We start from the raw sequence: 20543 nt of genomic DNA, 5'->3' as shown, positions 1-20543 counted from the left end.
AACATATACACACTGTTAATCAAAAAGGGGCGGAAAAGTGAGAATAGGACGTTCTTCTAAAAGAGCTAAAGAAAAACCTACTTCCAATAGCATCTTATCGGGCGATGTGAATGAAAATGTAGAGAGATTAATGAACGAGCTCGGGCACAGTTCAGATTTATCTATTCGAATGATCGAATCTCCACACCAAAAATCGGTACAGGCAGCTGTAATCCACCTTGACGGTTTGGCTGATGCTAACATTATTAATGAAAACATAGTGGACCCATTATTAGAGTGGTTTAAAGAAAATAATCAGATAATAACAGAGATAGAAAAACGAGCTAGCCATATTTTAACGGTATCTCAGTTAACCGTTAAAGAAAGTTGGCAGGAATTCATATCAGCGGTTTTGACAGGTGATACGGTTGTATTGATGAATGGGAGTGCAAAAGCAGTCATCGCGAGTACGAAATGTCAGCCATCCCGCGCGATAACCGAGCCGACAAGTCAAACAGTCATTAGAGGACCAAAAGATAGTTTTACTGAGAATTTAAGAACCAATACGTCATTAATTCGTGCTAGGATTCAAAATCCTGACGTACGCTTAGAGAGCTTGAAAGTCGGAAGCGTCACTCAAACGGATATTGGAATCATGTACATTAAGGGAATTGCGGATGAGAGTATTGTGAAGGAAGTCAAAGAACGAGTAAAGTGCATTGATATTGATGGTGTGCTTGAGTCGAATTACATTGAGGAATTAATCGGAGATGATTCAGCGACGATTTTCCCTCTTCTTATGAATACAGAACGTCCTGATGCAGTAGTTGGGAATTTATTGGAAGGTCGAGTCGTCATCATTATTCAAGGAACTCCTTTTGTTTTAATCGTCCCGGCGGTGTTTTCTCAATTTTTCCAATCTCCGGAGGACTATTATCAAAATCAATATATCGGCTCCTTTTTAAGGATGTTAAGATTTGGAGCCTTTTTTCTTTCGATGTATGCATCCTCTATATATTTGGCACTGATTACTCATCACCAGGGGCTTATCCCTACAACTTTAATCGTTAGTCTAATGGCCCAAAGGGAAAATGTTCCTTTTCCAGCAATTGTCGAAATACTGGTAATGGAAATGGCCTTTGAGATTTTGCGTGAGGCAGGAATTCGGATGCCAAGAGCGATTGGGCCGGCAGTATCAATTGTAGGAGCACTCATTTTAGGACAGGCAGCTGTTGAAGCGGGATTTGTGGGGGCGGCAGTGGTCATCATTGTGGCCATTTCTGCAATAAGCAGTTTTACACTTCCGAATACCAGTCTAGTCAATGTAACCCGTGGAATTCGATTTATGCTGATTTTTATTTCAGCGTTTATAGGCTTATATGGCATATTGCTTTTCACCTTATGTATCTGGCTTCATATGAGCAGCCTAAGGTCTTTTGGGGTACCATATTTTGCACCATTTGCTCCATTTCGTTTCAAGGAGCAAAAAGATGGTTTTTTTCGTTTCCCACTACCATCACTTTTGAAAAAACCATCAAGAAAATAAAACTCGGCTAAATACGGGGGACGAAAAATGAAAATAAGTATTTCGCTTTTAAGGATAGCAGCCATTTGCTTATTGATTTCAGGATGTTCAAATTATCGGGAATTAAACGAGCTTGGGGTCATTATAGGGATGGGAATCGACCATAACGACGATCCAGACAACCCATATAAAGTAACCTATCAAGTCATTAATCCAAGCGGGTTAGCTCAAACCAGCACTTCCGGAGGTAAAGGTCTTGCCGTCATCAACTATACCGTATCAGCAAAAACGCTAGTTGACGCTTATGCAAAGGCATCAGCCATTATTCCCAGAGAAAACAATATTTCACACCTTTCAGTCATTATTATCGGGGAAGAGTTAGCACGAAATGGTCTTGATTTATTATTTGATGCTATCGAAAGAGGCAAAAATCAAAGGGTGAGTGTCCCTGTCTATATTGCTCGAGGAAATACTGCTGAGTATTTGCTTGGTATAATTGAACCACTTGAAATGACTCCAGGTAAAAATATCATTAGCACAACTAAAAGTGAGCAAAGCGACTATGGATCCACAAATGAAGTGTATGTATATGATACCATTTCAGCACTTATGAGTGAAGGGAAGGATGTATTACTTCCTGGAATCAGTATAAGGAATGATTCAAAGAAGGCAAAGCAAATAAGCAATTTTGAGACGACTTCCCCAGCATATATAGAGGCAAAAGGAATAGCCCTATTCAGAAAAGGGAAAATGGTGAGATGGCTTGATGGAGAAACGGCCAGAGCTGCTCAGTTTGTCACATCGGATATAAATAGGACAGATGTTGTGATACCTTGCAGTGTGAAGGGAATTGTAACGATCACGGCAATCAGAGTAAAAAGCAAAATGAAAACCAAAATTCATCATGAAAAACCTGTTATTCAAACTAGTTTGAATGTGATGGGAGAAATTATGGAAACATCTTGTGACCTGGATATGAGCAATCCGAGGTTGTTAAAAGAGTTCGAAAGAAAAATGGAAAATGAACTAAAAAAGCAAATTAAAAGGACGATTAGCATCGCTCAAAAAGAAAAGTCGGACATTTTTGGGTTTGGTGATGCCTTGTCCCGAACAAATCCGGACTATTGGCGTCTGCATAAAAAAAACTGGGATAACCTATTTTCAGATGCGGAGATATCTATGAAGGTAAACGTTGACATTATTAATTCCGGAATGCGAATAGAACCATATAAATCGAATTAATGTAGGAGGAGGTGAGGAGACATTGCCTAAAATAAAAATTGATGGATTTCAGTTATTTTGTATGATGATCATTTTTATGTTTGGCAGCAATTTACTGCTTGATATAGGAAAAGGGGCCAAGCAGGATGTTTGGATTGTGAATCTCTTATCAACTATTTTTGGTTGTGTACTGTATTTCGTGTATATTTCATTATATAAAAAATACCCTGACTTACCGATGACCGGTTATGTCCGAAAAATTTGGGGTAAATATTTCGGCAGTTTAATCAGTTTTTGCTATATCATCTATTTTGTTTATCTGGCTTCAAGAGTGTTACGGGATTTTGAAGAATTATTAATTAGCTCCACATATAGATACACTTCGATTATAACGCTTGGGATATGCATGATACTTGTTTTGATTTATGGAGTTCACCTAGGGGTGGAAGCATTTGCACGTGTTACATGTTTATGCTTCGCAATTATTATCATTAGCCTTCTGATCTTGAATCTTATGTTTGTATTAGGAGGATATACAAGATTGGAAAACCTTCAACCAGTCTTAGGCAATGGATGGGGAAAGGTATGGAAAGAGTTGGTTCCTACTGGTATCACCGTGCCTTTTGGAGAATTGATTACGTTTACGATGATTCTTCCGTATTTGAATAAAAAGACTTCTCCTGTGAAGGTTGGCCTCTTGGCGATAATAATAGGTGGAGTTTCTTTAACACTTAATTCGATCATTCTTTTGTCTGTATTGGGACCAGAGGCATTATTAAGGTCTAATTTCCCTGCTCTTACAGCTGTCAGTTATATTAATATCGCTGATTTTATTGAAAGACTGGACTCGTTCATACTAGTTCTAATGATCATTTTAGGCTTCATAAAGATTTCGATCTTTTACTTTTGTGCCATTATTGGCTCAGCGGACTTATTTCAAATGAAATCTCCCCCTGTATTCATTTATCTGATTGGCGGTGTTATTTTTTTCTCTTCGCTTATGATTGCACCTAGCTATCAGGCTCATGTAGATGAAGGACTAAAAGTCGTCCCTTACCTTTTGCACCTACCGTTGCTCATAGGCATTCCCTTTCTATTATTGCTTACCGCCTATATAAAACAAAAATTAAAACCAGCAGTTTCATGATGAGGGAGGCTGTCGGTTTTTGATTGCTGAGAATATGATCAAATATAGAAAGATTAACATGAATGAAATGAGCAGAAAGTAATCTTCTCCGCGAGCCACTGTGAAATATTGTTTGATGCTATAGAAGGAATGCCATATATTTAAGCCCTGTAGGTAATCGATGAGGATAATAAGTAAATACGTACCTAACAAAATTAACAATGATTGTAGCGCTCTCACGACAATATCACCTCATTCTTTTTTTCTTAAAGTGTGGATAATACTTTAAATATATGCACAAAATCTTTACCAGGAAGGATTTTGTTATTCGTGGGATGGATACTTGGCATTTCTAACCCTACTAATTATGGAACCTAATGCTTGTGGAAATACCTTGCGTGCCATAAAATGGGAGTATCAAATTGATCAAGGAGTGTATAAATGAAGCTAAAATTAATGACCATCTCTTTGGGAATCTGTACTTCTTTAATGCTTTCAGGTTGTTCAAGTGAAGAGGAAAGTGTTGTACAAAAAGAAAGCAGTCATGAAGGACATTCAGAGCATACGGTATCCGGAGATCTTCAGGAGGAGACCAGCAGCAAGGAAATAGCACCGGATTTCTTAGCAGATAAACCTGAGGATATGAAGACAATCTATTTAGCTGTTGCTCAAAACAAGGATTTACTAGAAAAAATACCTTGTTACTGCGGTTGCGGGGAATCAGCTAATCATAAAAATAATTATGATTGCTTTATCCATGAGAATAAAAAAAATGGTGAAGTGGTTTGGGATGACCACGGGACGAGATGTGGAGTTTGTTTAGAAATAGCTGCACAATCCATATTGGACTTAAATGATGGTATGAGCATCAAAGAGATTCGGAATAAAGTCGATGAAAAATATAAAAGTGGATATGCCAAACCGACCCCAACCCCTGAAGTGTAAGGGAAAAAGAATGAAATTCTAGCGAGAAAATGATATTTGGAAAAATGGCTTTTGCCCGATATTCATTCGGAAAAAGGCCATTTTTTAATTTTTTGAAGGGATGGTTACTTACATATATAATATTGATTGCAAAGGGGAATACTTCCAATAACCATAAAACCGTAAAGGAGCTATCCCATTGACATTAATCCGCCTTGGTTATGTAGCCATGAGTAATCATGTTCCAAACTGTTCACCATCCCAAACGATGACTTTTGCTCAGTTTTCGAAAATTAAGGAAAGGGCTGCAGCGATAAGGAAGCTTGAACGCATTGCAATATCCAATCTTCATAATTGCTGGCGTTTACTGATTCATAACGAAGCTAATAATATTCAGTTCTTCAGGCTTTCTTCAAAACTTATCCCTTTAGCCAATCATCCTGAAATTCCAGAATGGGATTACATTGATCCTATTTCAGAAGAACTGGCTAAATTAAAAACATTCATAACGAACCACCCAAAAATAAGGATAGATTTTCACCCAGATCATTTCGTCATCTTGAATAGTACAAATATCGATATTCTGAAGACATCATTAAAAACATTAAGGATGCATCATACGTTATTGAAAAAAATGGGATTGGATCCAGAGCATCGCTGTGTTCTGCATGTTGGTGGCGGTTATGGAGAGCATGTACAGGCATTAGAGCAGTTCATCCATAATTGGGGTTTGATTCCTGAATCGATTCAAAGAATGGTCATTCTTGAGAATGATGATACTACTTATACCTTGTCTGAAACCCTTTATTTATGTGAGAAATTAGGGATTCCAATGGTTTTTGATTATCATCATTACCTCGCACATCAGTTACCAAGTGAAGATTGGAAAGATCATTGGGATCGAATATTAAATACCTGGAGTAATTCGAAGCTACCTCCTAAAATGCATATATCGAGTCCAAGGTCAGATAAAGAATTTCGAGCACACGCTGACTTTGTGGATACAGGAATGTTCATGGAATTTTTGCAACAAATAAAAGGGAGTTTACCACAGCTGGATTGCATGATTGAAGCAAAACAAAAGGATGGAGCACTTTTCCAATTGATGGATCAGCTGAAAGCATACAAAGAAATAGAGATCATCGATGATGCCAATTTTTATATTCATTAATTGTTTGGGGTTATATTTGACATAGGGAAGTAAATAAGATTCTCACTATCCAATATCATTAGTTTACATAACGCGATTATTGTTAATATGGATGATTCCTACAGTAAACGAGTAAAAGTAATTCTGGGGCATACATTAGAAATCCTTAAATAAAATAAAGCCCAATTGCTGCTTGGTCGCTATCCAGAATGGGCTTTTCGTTATCATTGAGAAATTGTTTAAAAAGAACAGGGGTAAAAAAGTCGTGAAAAGTTATTGCAAAAAAGTACATGTTGTAGGCATAATGTTCCAAGTGAAACGCTTATAACAAAAATACTCTTTTTGGGTGATAGCATGTACCTTACTGACCTTACTGATACGAATGAGAGCAAGAAGAAGCTAACCAACTTATACAAAGAGGTATGCAAAGGTCTGTTTGGGGCTGGTACTACTTTTTTAAAAATAGAGATTAATGAACGGTTTATTACTTTTCGTACGGAAACATAGACGGACAGCACAATCTCTTGCTTTAGAAAGTGAGCTTCCTTCACTAAAACGAGAAGTTGACTTTCGCATGTCTTAGATCTTTAAAGGAATTATTGGAGCAGGATCTTGAAATAAAGATTAAGGTAATCCTGCGCGATTACGATTACGTTACCCAATGGTCCATTACAGAAGATATCCTTTCTGAGAATTAATAATTATAGTACGACTATTATTGTCGCTCCTCTTTTGATTGATTCTTAAGAGATGAGACCTATACGGTAATGATGAGTAGCCATTTACTATCTATACAAGCGTTATTTGCTTTTTTTAAAACATTCTGCTTTATCAAGTGAATTTCAAAAAAGGAGGATAGACCTTGCTAATACCAGCCTCAGCAGCAATCATACTCATTTTTGTTCCTGCGAATCCTCGGTGTGTAAATACTTTAAGCCTGCAATGTTAATCTGTTCTCTGCATTCATCATGAATGTTATTATGTAGAGTTTCATCTAATTGCGTCAACGATTGTTCACTCTCCAATTTTCAGGTAATATAGGACTACTCTTTATTAATTGTGTCCGAGTACTGGATCTGTTCCTTGCTTACTTCCCACAAACGCTTTGCCGCTTCCATGTTTTGAGCGGGTACAGATGGGATCGTAATTTGCATGTCGGTGTAATAACTGCCATTGTGAATGGTAATTTCGTCTGAGTCTGCCAACCATATCAAAGTTTCGGCGCCTTTCTCAGGGCTTCGGGAGAATATCTTCATCACGGACATGGTCAACCGGGCCAATAGTCCGTTGTTCTGGTTAAAGTTCGTGGAAACTAGCCCAGGATCGAAGCAATGAGCTGTGACTCCGGTTCCCTCCAGTCGCCCCGCCAATTCAGCGGTGAATAAGATGTTTGCGAGCTTTGTTTCCGCATAGCGAAATGTAGGGCCGCCAAAGAACTTTTTGGGAAAGCTATAGAGATGCTCGGCGCTGAGATCGTCAAAATCAATCCCCTTCTTAGCCATCTTGTGACCGTGGGATGCGGTTGTGATTACTCGTGATTGCTCACTTTCCTTTAACCGATCAAGGAGCAGTGTCGTAAGCAGGTAGGGTGCTAGATGGTTTACCGCCCAGGTCATCTCCAATCCGTCGACAGTTAGCTGTCGAGTTTCGAACAAGGCGCCGGCATTGTTGATTAAGACATCCACTTTCGGGCACCTAGCCAGAATTTCGGCAGCAACCTGACGTATGGACTGCTGAGAAGCCATGTCTGCTAGGAACACATCCACTGTGGTGCTATTTCCAGTTAATGTATTAATTCGATTCACTACTTCAGTCGCTTTGGTCTGATTACGTGCGACGAGTCCCAGGTTTGCGCCTCGAATTGCGAGCTCTTTTGCTGTGGCCAGCCCAATGCCGCTAGTTGCCCCGGTAATCACGACGTACTTGCCTTTCACTGTCCACTTATTCGTAATTATACTCTCCATTTTTATTAAACCTCTATCCCTGAAAGTTTATGAATGAACAATTCATTCTTTAGCAAATAAACGAACTTCATAATTTATTTTTTTCGAACCATCAATAGCAATTTCCCTATTCCATCCTAATATTTTACATAATTCAGGAAGTGCTGTGTTTAATGCGATTGCAGTTATTATAACTGTCGTAACTATCTGAAACGGCTGAATTGATTGTGATGTCAAAAGCCAGGATAGGTCGTATGGGTTCATGGGACATGATCCAGTGAACTAAACTGTCCGCCCGTCCCCTACCCTGATCGCATATAGCTTCCTATTCACTGTGCAAAAAGAAAGAGGATTCATCTCTTTCATTGTTCCCTTGGAGACACCTAACTTGGAAATAGGAAATACCATCATTGTTTTTCTAGATGGCCTGATCAATATGACCAATACGATTGCAGCTGTTAGCTCAAGAGAAGCTCTATCAAAACACAACTTCCAAGATGTATAAAAGTACGCTTCTCCTAACAGGATGTTTTCAATTATAGGTGCTGCACATGGTTTAATCCCGTATGGATCGTATTCTACGACTATTGTTTTTTAGAAAATACAAAAATATTAGTTCGAGTAGCATTAATTATCAGAGGAGCGATTTTCACTTTACTTGGATTTGTGCCTGCGTTAAGAGCCTTATTTTCGACAATTCCTGTTAGGAAAGAAAGTGCTGCTTTATTTATGGCCTATATACAATTATTCGGTACCGCTGCATAATATTCAATTTAATTCTAAAACGATATACTGATTTGCTACTCCGACACTTTTTGTATCTTTATTATTAACATTCCTACGGAAGTGTTCGCTATGATTCCTATATATATATTCGTCCCCTTATCGGTAATGGTCTGTTAATGGGCGTACTTATAGCTCAGGTTCTGGAATTTTTTTGGATTGGTCAAAGTGTAATTGGTTGGATCAAGGTACTAGAGTTACATTCAATAATATTAAAGGCCGATGATTTCTTAGTACAGGGAAAACCGGCTTTTTTAAACATAAATTCCCTTAACGTATGTTTTCCGCGTTTTGTTTGTATGGCCTCTATATAAATGGGTAATAGACAATTTTAGAAAATGTTTAAAAAAGTGAATTTTAATATGATACTTTTCGTACAAAAATATAGAAAAGATAAAAAACGAGCTCCATATTTAACTTTTAAAGGCATTCTTTGAAATCATTAGAGTCATTCATCAAGAATGATATAAAAACGCGCTATGAGGCTGTAAATACCGTTAATGAAGAATACTAGATTTATCATGATTCTCAGTCATTTTTATAAGAATATTCCGAATGTAACAAAGGACCTCTATTGATACATTCGAAAACGCATTAAATCAAGGTTTATAAGGGTATCGAAATTTATAAAACTTGCCTTCTTTTCACCTGTTCACGTACAATGAAAGAAGAGGAAAGGGGAATGAGCCATTCATGCAAGCAGCCTCTCAAAAAATAAAGAATGTCCAGCCGATACGCCGGTTGGATCACATAGAAAAGATGAAGAAATCATTATTAAAATATTGCAGCTACAGGGATTATATGATGTTTTCAATCGGGATAAACATCGGGTTACGTATAGGGGATCTTTTACAATTACGAGTGAAAGACATTCTTGAGGGTACGCATATAGTTATTGTGGAGCAAAAAACAGAGAAAATTAAGCGGTTCCTTGTCAATCCTCAACTTCGTAAGGAAGTTAGGAAGTATGTCCGAAAATTGAACCTGAAAAATGAACAGTATTTATTTCCAAGTCGAAAAGGCAATGGTCCAATCACTAGGGTACAGGCCTATCGGGTCTTGAACAAGGCGGCTGAAATGGCAGACATTCCGGATGTCGGTACACATACCCTTCGAAAAACTTTCGGCTATTTGCATTACCAAAAATTCAAGGATATCGCTTTATTGCAACAAATCCTTAATCATTCCAATCCCAAAGATACGATGATTTACATAGGGCTCACACAGGATTTAATGGACGAAACATTAATGGATTTCTATTATTAACAGAAAGAACGAAGACAACTCCTGTATTACTCATTATTTAATTATTGATATTACAGTTTTGTAATGAATAATTATTCCAATCCGGACATTATTAAAATATATCTGTATGCTAGAGGTAACTGGTATTACTGGTAATTGGACAGGGCCTAAACACAATCGAATGATCAACAAAAAAAGACTAGAATATAGTCTTTTTTTGTTGATATCATCCAGTAGCGATTCTGTAAAAAATTCCAATTTGTTTTCAAACAATATATTAGAAACATTTAGACTTCTGAAAATCTGTTATTCTACTTTTTTGAAAAAGTAATGTTACAAAAGTTATCAAGAATGAAAGGGGGCCAAACAATGTTGTTACTATAATAATATTATGGTAACTAAAATTGGCGGTTTATCCTCCTGTCCAAAAAAGGATTCCACCAAATGAACTTCACCCCAATTGTTAGAGAACATGTAATAATCGGGGTGAAGTAGAGAATGCTTGCAAGGGATTTGGGTTATTAGTTCGGTTATAAGGTACTCTTATTCGTTATATGATCTAACTCCAAAGGTAAAAAAGCATACTCCCCATCCTTAATAATCTCACATTTACGAACGGGTATTGGCTGTTTAAAAATAGGCCCATCTAATACTGTTGTATGAAACTCTCCACCTTCTCCGCAGGGGTCAATGCCGCGAGCTTCAAGTTCCTTCATGTATTCATGGGTTAACGTTCGCCCTAAATCATCTTCTCGCATTCCCAATGATAAATTAACGGTTACAATGATCGTTACGAATCCTAGATTCATGAACTCTTCGACAGCTTCACGATGGTTCATTTCCCATAAAGGCATTCCAAGTTTCAACCCGGCATTCTTCGTAACCTTATCATGCCAACAGCCATGAGCGGGCATATCCAAGTCTCCAGTTACCAACACTTCTGCTCCTTGATTTTTAGCATTTTCTAAAAGGCGCATAAATACTTTTTCATAATCAGACCAACTGGCAGCTGCTGTATATACAGGCAAACCTATTGATTCAGCTTGGGCTTTTATAAGTTCCGGAGGCATTCCATGGGATCTGGAACGTTTTCCTTCCTCCTCCAGCATGACAATCAGTCCTACAGCTTCCCCATCCTTCATTGCTTTATATAAGGCTAAGACACTATCCTTTCCTCCGCTAAAAGATGCTATGAATTTATGCCCGTGAGCACTATTTTTCCAATCGATTAATACCGCCATGCAATTTTCCCCTTTATTCTAATGATTTTTTTGCCAAATTTCATATTTTATAGATGAATTTTCATAACTATATTTGTTTGATTTTATCACGGTTGTAGCTTTCAGATAAAATATTAATGTATCCTGACACCAAAAAATAATGAATAAAAATAAGTTCATCTCAAAGAAACTACTACAAAATGAACTGAACGGGATAAGTCATATTGCAAAAGGAGGGATTTTTCACATCTCTAATGAACACAGGCAAAGTAAAAAGGAATGAGTCCCCGGTGGGTGACCGGTTCTTGCCCTTATGGCCAGCATAGCCTACCTTTATGGATCACTTAACATAATAGGTTCTTATTATTAATTATTTTTCCGCATATGTATTTCCACTTTTCCATCAGGATAGTACATTTCAAAATCCACACTATATTTTCTGTTCAATTTCTGTTCTTCTTCCAGCTGCCATATCTTTTTCCAAGCTTCACCTATTGAATGTTCATCTTGTAAACATTCAAACACAGCGTATTCTTGATTTGTATGATAAACTTTTCATTCGAGACAGGGGTTTCGGCGGCTATAGCTAAAGTATAACCTTAGTTATTTATAAACGAATGCAATAAATTATTTGTATATGAGTAGAGATGTTTACCTTATGTATTGTATCCGGTGTTTTTTAAATTGGATACAATTTATTTAATTTTCAGTATTGTAATCGCTTTATTAAGTTGATATAGTTTAAATTGTATCCAATATCGAAAGGTGGACGCTGAATTGGATAATGCTAATTCTAAAAGAGATAAATCTACAATCGTTAAAAATGTAACGAAAAGTCTTAGGCAAGCGATTTTGAATGGGACGTTGAAAAAGGGGGAGCGACTCATCCAAGAGGAGTGGGCCGATCGCCTGGAAGTTAGCAGGATGCCCATTCGTGAGGCCCTTACACAACTTCAACTGGAAGGGTTGGTGGAAATGGTTCCCCATAAAGGAGCAATCGTCACACCGATCACCCGGGATGATATTGAAGAAATTTATCATACCAGGTCTCTGCTTGAAGGACTTGCAGTAGAAAAATCACTTCCTTACTTAACAAAGGAGGACAAAGAAAAACTAAAGGGAATATTGATTGAAATGGAAGGAATTCAGTTATCTGACGAAACCAATGAGCATTATATCCTTTTGAATGCGGCTTTTCATGAAACCCTCCGAAAAGGGTGCCCATGGCCAAGGGTTCAAAAAATGGTAGAAACGCTGGGGATCTCACCCATTGCGCCGAATTTGCTGATTGATTATTACCCAGAAACGCAACGGGAACACCGGATGATATATGAAGCGGCACTAAGAGGAGATCCTGCAGAACTAAGGGCAGCAGTAGAATTTCACATCTTACGGACTAAGAACAATTTAATTACGTATATGGAGTTGCTGAATACTAAAAATCATCAATAAAAGGAGTGTTAATTGTGTATGATTTCGCAATTGTTGGTGGAGGAATTGTAGGATTATCGACGGGAATGGCACTTTACCAGCGTTTTCCTAATGCTAAAGTGGTAGTCATTGAAAAAGAGGCTGTTGTTGCAGATCATCAAACGGGACATAACAGCGGCGTCATTCATTCAGGCATTTATTATAAACCGGGCAGTTTCAAGGCACGGTTTGCCCGTCAAGGAAGCAAATCAATGACGGAATTTTGCCAGATGCATGGAATTGAACATGATATTTGCGGAAAGGTCATTGTTGCAACAAAGCCTGAAGAGTTGCCCCTATTAGATGATTTATATTCTCGCGGTTTGCAAAATGAACTGGCTATACAAAGAATCGGCGTGGATGAGTTAAAGGAAATCGAACCACATGTTAATGGGCTTGGTGCGATTCGCGTCCCGCAAGCCGGCATCGTCAATTATCGTCAGGTAAGTGAAAAGATGGCGGATATCATCCGGGGCAACGGCGGTGAAATTAAGCTGAAAACAAAGGTCGAGAAGATTGACGAGAATTTTGATGATGTCATCATCGATACGAACAACGGTACCATTAAGGCAAAAATGGTCATTAATTGCGCAGGGTTGCACAGTGACCGTATCGCAGCAGCAGCTGGGTATAAGACTGATATGAAAATTGTTCCGTTTCGCGGTGAGTATTTTAAACTGAAGCCCGAAAAGCGCTTCCTTGTCAATCATTTAATTTATCCGGTACCGAACCCGAAGTTTCCATTTTTGGGAGTCCATTTTACGCGGATGATTAGCGGTGAAGTGGATGCCGGTCCAAACGCTGTACTAAGTTTCAAACGGGAAGGTTATAAGAAAACGGACTTCAATGCGAAAGATTTAACTGAAGTTTTAAGCTATAAAGGTTTTTGGAAGCTGGCTAGTAAATTCATGAAGGAAGGAATGGATGAATATGTCCGTTCTTTTAGTAAAAAGCAATTTACAAAAAGCCTGCAGGAGTTAATTCCGGAAATTCAAGAAGATGATTTAATCCCTGCACCTGCTGGAGTACGTGCCCAGGCATTACAGGATGATGGTAATATGGTGGATGATTTTCATATTATAATGGGGAAACGGACCATCCATGTATGTAATGCACCGTCACCTGCTGCAACGGCCTCAATTGAAATTGGTAAAGAGGTTGTTAACCGCATTCCGGAACAATCACACTTATTGGAAGCAGTATTGACAAAATAAAATTCGTTAAAGAGAGAGGAAGAAGCCTTATGTTCAATGGTAAAACAATTTTTATTGCAGGTCATGCGCGTTTACCTCAAGGGATGGCAGCGAAAAGTGTCTTTGAAACACTGACCATCACGGCAGAAGTCGATGCTAAATATGGGGTTGTCCTGGAAGCTTCCTGTACACTGGCAACAGAGCATGGCAGGGAATTTATTGGGCGTTTATTAAAAGGGATCAGTTTAAATGATGGTGTTGATGACGCAATAGAATCCATTCAATCTTATTATCGGGGAAAGGCGGCTAATGCATTGATTGCTGCCTTGAAGGACCTGGATCTCCATTTTCAGCAAATTAAAGCAGGAGATAAATCGAAACTATCAAGTTAGGAAAGTGATTTATCAGAATAATATGTTAAAAGTGTTGACAATTTTACGAAAAAACGTTTTAATGGAATTAAGCCAATATTATGACATTAACACCTTTTGGAAAATACCTTTTCAGAATCGTGTAAAGATCATAATGATTGGAAACAGGAAAAATAAATCTTACATAAACTGCATATTCGCTGTGACTCTATTCGCATAGAGCAGTGAAGTGAATATAAGCCAGTTGTACAGTTAGATTCCTATTTTATTTGGGGATCATGTGCGACTGGCTTTTTATATTTCCCGTTAACTTTGTCACCTATATTACAAATAACAGGAGGAATTATTCATGAGCATTGCAGAAAAAAAGAGAGCTAAGTTCGAAAGGAAAACAGAAAAATATGAGGTGAAAGTTCACCCTCAATCCAGCCGTTTATATCATATAGAAATTTCTAAAGAGGCAATTGCCGCTTTTTTAGAAACCGTATCGAAGGATAATCAGTCTGTTCAGCATCTGGAATATACACCATATGCACGACTTATCATTGCTTCATATCTATTGGATCAAGTGGGTGAAGATTTTGGTGAAGTTCTTCGGAACATTGTTCATGATCGGGAATCCGGCGGCTTCACCCTAGGCTTGGAGGGTGTTACGGAAAATACGGATGAATACGTCATTTTTGCAACGGCCATTTCATACTTGCTGGGAACTCCAAACCATGATGCAATGTCAGGAAAATATTATGCCCGTTTTAGTGTTCAAGACACGGATAGCAGTGATTCGTATTTGCGTCAGGCTTATCGTTTATTTACCCTTCATACGGACGGCACCTTTGTAGACGAACCGACGGATTGGTTACTAATGATGAAGATGATCGAACAAAATGCACGCGGTGGCGAATCACGTTTATTGCACTTAGATGATTGGAAAGAGCTTGATATGTATGTGAATCATCCATTATCCAGCCACAAATTCACGTATAAGGCTCCAAAAAGCAAGAACATTGATCAGGAGATTGAAAGATTGACATTCTTCAATCATAATAACAAACCTGGTATATGTTATATCGATCAATTCGTTTATCCTGAATCAATCGAACAAGCCAAATACTTACGCGAATTATCCGATTCATTAGAAAGCGATGAAAGTGTCCTTGAACTTGAACTGCCTGTTGGAGATTTAGTTGTCGTAAATAATATATTCTGGCTTCACGGACGAGCTGCTTTTGAAAAAGATCCGAACCTGAACCGTGAATTACTTCGCCAGCGCGGAAGATTCAATCAATAGTTTCATTTTGTAAACCCAAATTTTTTTCATCCCCAAATACCATTTTAAGATAAATTCTTTTCATCCCAAGGGGTGGAAAGCAATTTATCTTTTTTTTGAAAGGGTTCAGTTTAAAGTTGTTAATGGTATGAAAAAGGAGGACCTTAAACATTGGGTCCGCACCTGATATCTTGATCTAGCCTACCAGTGTGCAAAAATTATTCTATTTTATATTCTTTTTAATCTTCCTGCTTCATCATTTAAACCTAATTTGATCAATTCATTAATGACCAATTCTTTTAACTCTATCTCGTCTGAAATTAAGTAAGTAAATTGTGCACCACTTATGAAAGCCAGTTTACTTTCTGTATTTGCTGAATTGAAAAAGGATTTCACGTCGTCCAAGTCAATCTCCATAATTTTTTCAAGCTTATATATGTTATGGTTGCTATTAATACTGTCAAAAGATACTATACCAATACCATCCAGAGTTGGTAACATTGTTTGTTGCTCTCTTGCTGTCATTACATCTTTTTCCACATATTGATATACATCCTCTATTATTTCGCATCCAAATGTCGATATTATTTTTTCTACTATATAGTTTGCTTGTTCTTCATATTCCTCAATTTCTTCTTTTTTCAGTTCTTTGAGCAAACTAATATACTGTTCCTCTTCTTTAATTAAATTTATGTTAGAAATTGTAGTGGCATCTTTCATCTTACAAACCAAGTTAACAAACTCCCTAATATTCCTTGCTACAATCTTTATGTGTTCATCAAAATCATCCATTGGACTGATACAAACAATAAACGCATTCTCCAAGTCAGATACCATTCCAAAATCAGATAGGAAGCCATAATGAATGCCGTCACAACCTATATTTGCAAACGGAATGACATCGCAGGGAGTGATTTCATAATGCGGGAAGTTTACTTGTAAGTAAAGACTTAAATCAGCTAATGAGTATCCTTCTTTTTCAATAACCTTTTCCAATTTCTGAAGCTTTTCAAATGTCGGCGGCATTTTCATGTACTTTCCTAGATAACTCATTTTTTCCCCTTTAATTATTTTGACTTGTAAATATGCGTTTTTTTCCCTTTTTGTATAGGTACCATAAAGCATACTTCATTACGTTTTTATTATTATGGAGAGTTAATACAGCACTATAAAGAAAACTAGTATTTTCTCAATTTCCGTTAATGAACATACGGATTCAAAAAGATTCATAATGTAGCCTATATTCGGTTGGGAATCTGAATTTCTGATATACTGATATGGCCAAAATAAATGGAAGTTAGAAAGAGGGGATAGTATTTTATGGGGATCGCTAATTTTTCTAGTTTTACGAAATTTAAGGACTTAATTAATGCTTTACCTGTTGCCTATACAGATGAAATGATACAGAGCGAACAATTTTTGCTTGAAAGAGATGAAAAGAAAAAGCTTGAAATCTATTACGCTCCTTTTGAATATGTAAATGAACGGGCCAAAGTGGTGATTGTCGGAATCACTCCTGGTTTACATCAAATGAAAAAATCGTATTCTACCGTAATTAATGCAAGAGGGCACTTACATAGCGATGAAGAGATCCTGCACGAAGTAAAAAAGAATTCCAGTTTTGAAGGAACGATGAGAAAAAATTTGGTTCAAATGTTAGATGAGCTTGGATTAAACACATACTTTAATATATCGTCCACACTGGATCTTTTTAACAAAGCTAGTCACCTCGTTCATACTACCTCTGTTTTAACCTATCCAGTCTTTTATAAAGGGAAAAACTACAGTGGAACGACTCCGAATATGCTAAAGACCGAGTTGCTTAAAAAAAATATTATGGAAGGCTTTGCTACCGAAATAGGTACCATTGAACGCCCGCTTATTATTCCTTTAGGCGTTAATGTTTCCAAGGTCTTAAACTATTTAGCGAGTCAAGATTATTTGGATGCTAACAACATACTTTTAGGATTTCCTCATCCATCTGGAGGAAATGGTCATCGTCATAAGCAATTTGCAGCAAATAAAGAGCAAATGAAAATAATGTTACAGCACTATTTTTCAAAGGAAATGACCGTTGGTTAAAGACGAGGGCTGTATGCTCACTGAAACGATGGTAAACATTTGATTAGGTCTTTAATTCATCTAATAGTGTTAAAAGTAAAATTAACTATTTACTAGTGATATTTTGGAGATTATAATAAGAACAAATGTTCTTTATTATAGGAGGCATTAACATGGATGAACTAGAGGAATTTTTAAAATCACTTACCATTGAAGAGTTAAAAGTTATCTATGAAGAAGTGAGTGGACCTGATATTAATCAATAAATTTTTTTTCATTTAAAAGAACAGAATAGTAAATGGATTCATTACTTTATTGAATACGATTTAAGGAACTTAACCATCAACAGTCAAGTATGGGACAAAAAAGGTATGTATTGTTGATGATGGTTATTTGTGGCTTCAACAATTTCCTTTAGAGAAAAACTGATAACAGCGTTATTTGATGATTATGTAAATATTGTTCATGGTACATAGATATTTAAATTTGTCATATTTCAACAAAAATGTCCTGTTGGAAAAATTAAAGAATAAAAATCAAGGACACATTAAAGGTCCTTGATTTTTTATGATATGGACCATTTGAAAAAAACTGGTGGTGAATTTTCAAATCAAATGAATGATTTGGAAGTTATGTGAAAAGTGCACCTCTTACATCATAATTTTCTATATCGATTTCGATTTTTCTATCAAGTGCGAGGTTTGCCAATAGGGAGCCTAAATATGGGCCCATTGTTAAACCGGAAGCTCCAAGACCATTTGCTACGATTATGCCTTCCCAGTCAGGTAAAGGACCCATGACCGGAAGGAATCCCGGCGTGAAGGGACGAAATCCGACCCTTGCTTCAACAAACGTACTATCTGTTAAACCGGGAGCGGTTTGCAAGGCTTTGTTGAAAACTTCCTGCAGCCCTCCTGCGGTCATTCGGTTATCGAAAACTACCGTATTTTCATGAGTCGCCCCAGCAACGATTTTGTTATTATCGAAAGCCAAAAGATATTGATCACTCGGAGGCATGACTACAGGCCAGTTATTCGTATTTTCATTTGGCGTTTCCAGGTGAATGATTTGAGCCTTTTGGAAGGTGACTTGAAAATTCACGCCCAGTGGCTTCAGTAATTCCGGTGCCCAAGCTCCAGCACAAACAATCACTTTATCGGCAGGTATGAATTCATTTCCAAGTGTTACACCTGTCACTTGTGCACCGTTATGTGAAAGTATGGCCTCACCATACAAAAGTTTTGCACCGTTTTTTTGTGATGCCCGCAATAAGGAATCACGAAGTGCGCGTCCATCGACCCGCGCGGCACCACTCACGTGAACGGCTGCATATTCACTGGAAAGAGGCGGGAATAAGGCACGAGTCTCTTCTGCGGAAAGTAATGTGATCGCCCCAATCTCCGGTGCATCTTCTTTCCGTTTTGCCGCCCGGTTCTTCATGGCATTCAATTTAGCTTCATCTGTATGTAAACTTATGGCCCCTACTTGGGCATAACCAGTCTCTGTTTCGCCGTCCCGTTCAAGTTCTTCAATTAAACCCGGATAAAAAGCCGCACCATTTTTGGCAAGGAGATACCAAGCTTGGTTGCGCCTTTGTGATATCCACGGGCAAACGATTCCTGCAGCTGCAGATGTTGCCTGACCGACATCTTGACGGTCAATAATGATCACTTCAGCCCCATTTTTAGCCAACTGATAGGCAGTTGAAGCTCCCAAAATTCCTGCACCAACTACAATGATTTTTTGCATATTCAACATCTCATTTCTCTCATATGTATAAACACTTACCACTACTATATCGAAGACACGAATTGATTGCTACAATCGACATTGTAATTTCTTTCACAAAATTATTTTATCTATAGGGAATATGCTATGATTGAAATTGCGAGCGCTTGAAAAGATACTAGGAGGACATCTCATGTTAAAAAAACAAATGGAATCATACATATCAAAATCCGTAATCGAAAAAAAGGTTGAGTTGTTTAAAGAAGAAAAGGATTATGTAGAAAAGCATAAATTAATTGCCGACGATATGATAATAGTGGAAAAAGAAAATGCATCCCGTTTTACAGATGCTTATATGGAGCGCAGTAACAAAGAGAGCGAAGAATTAATCTCTGAAGAGAACTCTGCATTTTTAGCACAACCTATCGAGTATTTGAAAAAAAACAAAGATGAATTCCTTTACTTTGAATCACAATGGTTCGAATTAATCGGCGTTGAGGCACTTTCGTTAGAAGTAGATGATGTTTTCGGTACATATAACGCGATGTTCGGATTGAAATTCCAGAAAAAAATGGGTGAAGTTTTAAAAACGTATTTAACTAAGGAACTTCAAGGAGGAATTGGCTCGTTCAGTTTGATGTTTAATCAGGGCGACGGGCTATGGGACGTGAATTTTGCCTTAGATAACTTAAAAGGGTTTAGAGAAGACATGTCATTACAAGAAGCTTTTAATTTAATCTATCATTTTCTTTTTATCCTTGTTCAAACAATCGAGGAAGATATGTAAAACGAGGTGCCGCCATTAATTTTAATGACGTCAGTTTGTGGACAAAAGGGTTTCGGAATGCTCTTATTCCGAAACCCTTTTGGTTTTTTTGGGATTTGAAGCAGTAATAGAGAATATAAATGGATCATACCTGGGTGTCCTACCTCTGAATACATATCTTCCACCAAGTCATACATGTAAGATAAAACAAAGGCCGTCTCCAGTTTACAACCAAATGGTTCGATGGCACCGGTTGATCTATAGTAATCCTTTCAAGTCGAGTTTATTTGTGCCTATACATTTAGATACAATTATTAAAAATTTTTTGCGTTCTTTCTTATTGTTAGGCTCTTTTCGTAAAGATTGTTGTTTTTAAAACGAAACGATTTAAGGTTGATTGGAGCTGAAGTGCGAGACTCCAGATGCTCACCGCCCGCCCCGCGGAAAGCGAGCATCTGGAGGGGAAATCAACCACACCGCTTTACTTGGTAAATAGCAACAAAGTATGCGAAAACAGCCTATTGTTAAAACGAAGTTGATTGGAACGGGCAGACTCACTCGGAAAGCGAGT

18 protein-coding genes and 1 pseudogene are annotated in these 20543 nt (G+C 37.6%); 12 read left to right on the top strand and 7 right to left on the bottom strand.

Features of this window, described 5'->3' with window-relative positions:
• The first annotated feature begins 37 nt into the window (after positions 1-37).
• The 3 genes from BW986_RS18185 to BW986_RS18175 are packed head-to-tail and all read left to right on the top strand — an operon-like array spanning position 38 to position 3872.
• Positions 38-1525 carry a spore germination protein gene (locus tag BW986_RS18185; RefSeq protein WP_076369385.1) on the top strand — a complete coding sequence of 496 codons (1488 nt, stop codon included), beginning with the start codon at positions 38-40 and terminating at the stop codon, positions 1523-1525.
• 27 nt (positions 1526-1552) lie between these two features.
• The gene (locus BW986_RS18180) at positions 1553-2746 is read left to right on the top strand and encodes a Ger(x)C family spore germination protein (RefSeq protein WP_076369383.1); all 1194 of its coding nucleotides are present in this window, start codon (positions 1553-1555) and stop codon (positions 2744-2746) included.
• 22 nt (positions 2747-2768) lie between these two features.
• Positions 2769-3872 (top strand): GerAB/ArcD/ProY family transporter, encoded by a 1104-nt coding sequence (locus tag BW986_RS18175; protein WP_076369381.1) that lies wholly within the window; start codon positions 2769-2771, stop codon positions 3870-3872.
• On the opposite strand, the gene BW986_RS31415 is transcribed toward BW986_RS18175, so the two are convergent.
• Complete coding sequence (locus BW986_RS31415; protein WP_464683523.1) at positions 3867-4091, bottom strand: YczF family membrane protein; 225 nt, start codon at positions 4089-4091, stop codon at positions 3867-3869. The two genes, BW986_RS18175 and BW986_RS31415, sit on opposite strands and share 6 nt — an antisense overlap.
• A 201-nt stretch (positions 4092-4292) precedes the next feature.
• Between BW986_RS31415 and BW986_RS18170 the strand changes: the two genes are divergently transcribed.
• Both BW986_RS18170 and uvsE read left to right on the top strand, forming a co-directional pair.
• Positions 4293-4796, top strand: a complete 504-nt coding sequence (locus tag BW986_RS18170; protein WP_076369379.1) for a PCYCGC motif-containing (lipo)protein — start codon at positions 4293-4295, stop codon at positions 4794-4796.
• A gap of 178 nt (positions 4797-4974) precedes the next feature.
• A complete protein-coding gene (uvsE, locus tag BW986_RS18165) occupies positions 4975-5946 on the top strand; it encodes a UV DNA damage repair endonuclease UvsE (protein WP_076369377.1) in 972 nt (323 codons plus the stop codon).
• 810 nt (positions 5947-6756) lie between these two features.
• On the opposite strand, the pseudogene BW986_RS31110 reads toward uvsE, so the two are convergent.
• Together BW986_RS31110 and BW986_RS18150 are read right to left on the bottom strand one after the other, a co-directional pair.
• Positions 6757-6825 (bottom strand): annotated as a pseudogene (locus tag BW986_RS31110) (hypothetical protein); the annotation flags it as partial.
• 143 nt (positions 6826-6968) lie between these two features.
• A complete protein-coding gene (locus tag BW986_RS18150) occupies positions 6969-7889 on the bottom strand; it encodes an SDR family oxidoreductase (protein ID WP_076369375.1) in 921 nt (306 codons plus the stop codon).
• 1455 nt (positions 7890-9344) lie between these two features.
• Between BW986_RS18150 and BW986_RS18135 the strand changes: the two genes are divergently transcribed.
• Positions 9345-9917 (top strand): site-specific integrase, encoded by a 573-nt coding sequence (locus BW986_RS18135; protein ID WP_260320893.1) that lies wholly within the window; start codon positions 9345-9347, stop codon positions 9915-9917.
• Between the two features lie 509 nt (positions 9918-10426).
• On the opposite strand, the gene BW986_RS18130 is transcribed toward BW986_RS18135, so the two are convergent.
• Both BW986_RS18130 and BW986_RS30540 read right to left on the bottom strand, forming a co-directional pair.
• A complete protein-coding gene (locus tag BW986_RS18130) occupies positions 10427-11137 on the bottom strand; it encodes a Dph6-related ATP pyrophosphatase (RefSeq protein ID WP_076369369.1) in 711 nt (236 codons plus the stop codon).
• A 345-nt stretch (positions 11138-11482) separates the two neighbouring features.
• The gene (locus BW986_RS30540) at positions 11483-11641 is read right to left on the bottom strand and encodes a hypothetical protein (RefSeq protein ID WP_221408329.1); all 159 of its coding nucleotides are present in this window, start codon (positions 11639-11641) and stop codon (positions 11483-11485) included.
• A 252-nt stretch (positions 11642-11893) separates the two neighbouring features.
• Here BW986_RS30540 and BW986_RS18125 point away from each other — a divergent pair, with 252 nt between their 5' ends.
• From BW986_RS18125 to glaH, 4 genes are all read left to right on the top strand, one after another.
• Positions 11894-12568, top strand: coding sequence for a GntR family transcriptional regulator (locus BW986_RS18125; RefSeq protein WP_076369367.1), 675 nt, complete (start codon positions 11894-11896; stop codon positions 12566-12568).
• 14 nt (positions 12569-12582) lie between these two features.
• Positions 12583-13800: an L-2-hydroxyglutarate oxidase gene (gene lhgO, locus BW986_RS18120; protein WP_076369365.1), complete on the top strand. Its 1218-nt coding sequence runs from the start codon at positions 12583-12585 to the stop codon at positions 13798-13800.
• A 29-nt stretch (positions 13801-13829) separates the two neighbouring features.
• Positions 13830-14171: a DUF3870 domain-containing protein gene (locus BW986_RS18115; RefSeq protein ID WP_076369363.1), complete on the top strand. Its 342-nt coding sequence runs from the start codon at positions 13830-13832 to the stop codon at positions 14169-14171.
• Positions 14172-14499: 328 nt separating this feature from the next.
• Complete coding sequence (gene glaH / locus BW986_RS18110) at positions 14500-15438, top strand: glutarate dioxygenase GlaH (protein ID WP_076369361.1); 939 nt, start codon at positions 14500-14502, stop codon at positions 15436-15438.
• Positions 15439-15645: 207 nt separating this feature from the next.
• Here glaH and BW986_RS18105 read toward each other — a convergent pair whose 3' ends face one another.
• Positions 15646-16470 carry a hypothetical protein gene (locus tag BW986_RS18105; RefSeq protein WP_142244678.1) on the bottom strand — a complete coding sequence of 275 codons (825 nt, stop codon included), beginning with the start codon at positions 16468-16470 and terminating at the stop codon, positions 15646-15648.
• A 267-nt stretch (positions 16471-16737) separates the two neighbouring features.
• On the opposite strand from BW986_RS18105, the gene BW986_RS18100 reads away from it, so the two are divergent.
• Entirely contained in the window at positions 16738-17499 is a 762-nt protein-coding gene (locus BW986_RS18100) for a uracil-DNA glycosylase family protein (RefSeq protein ID WP_076369357.1), read from the top strand.
• Between the two features lie 609 nt (positions 17500-18108).
• Here the strand turns inward: BW986_RS18100 and BW986_RS18095 are convergent.
• The gene (locus BW986_RS18095; RefSeq protein WP_076369908.1) at positions 18109-19227 is read right to left on the bottom strand and encodes an NAD(P)/FAD-dependent oxidoreductase; all 1119 of its coding nucleotides are present in this window, start codon (positions 19225-19227) and stop codon (positions 18109-18111) included.
• A gap of 172 nt (positions 19228-19399) precedes the next feature.
• Here BW986_RS18095 and BW986_RS18090 point away from each other — a divergent pair, with 172 nt between their 5' ends.
• Positions 19400-19993 (top strand): branched-chain amino acid aminotransferase, encoded by a 594-nt coding sequence (locus BW986_RS18090; RefSeq protein ID WP_076369355.1) that lies wholly within the window; start codon positions 19400-19402, stop codon positions 19991-19993.
• Positions 19994-20543 lie beyond the last annotated feature (550 nt).

It is taken from the genome of Peribacillus simplex (assembly GCF_900156045.1).
Taxonomy (GTDB): Bacteria; Bacillota; Bacilli; order Bacillales; family DSM-1321; genus Peribacillus; species Peribacillus simplex_D.
Note: the sequence above shows the minus strand (reverse complement) of the source record. Positions and strands in the feature narration are given on the sequence as shown.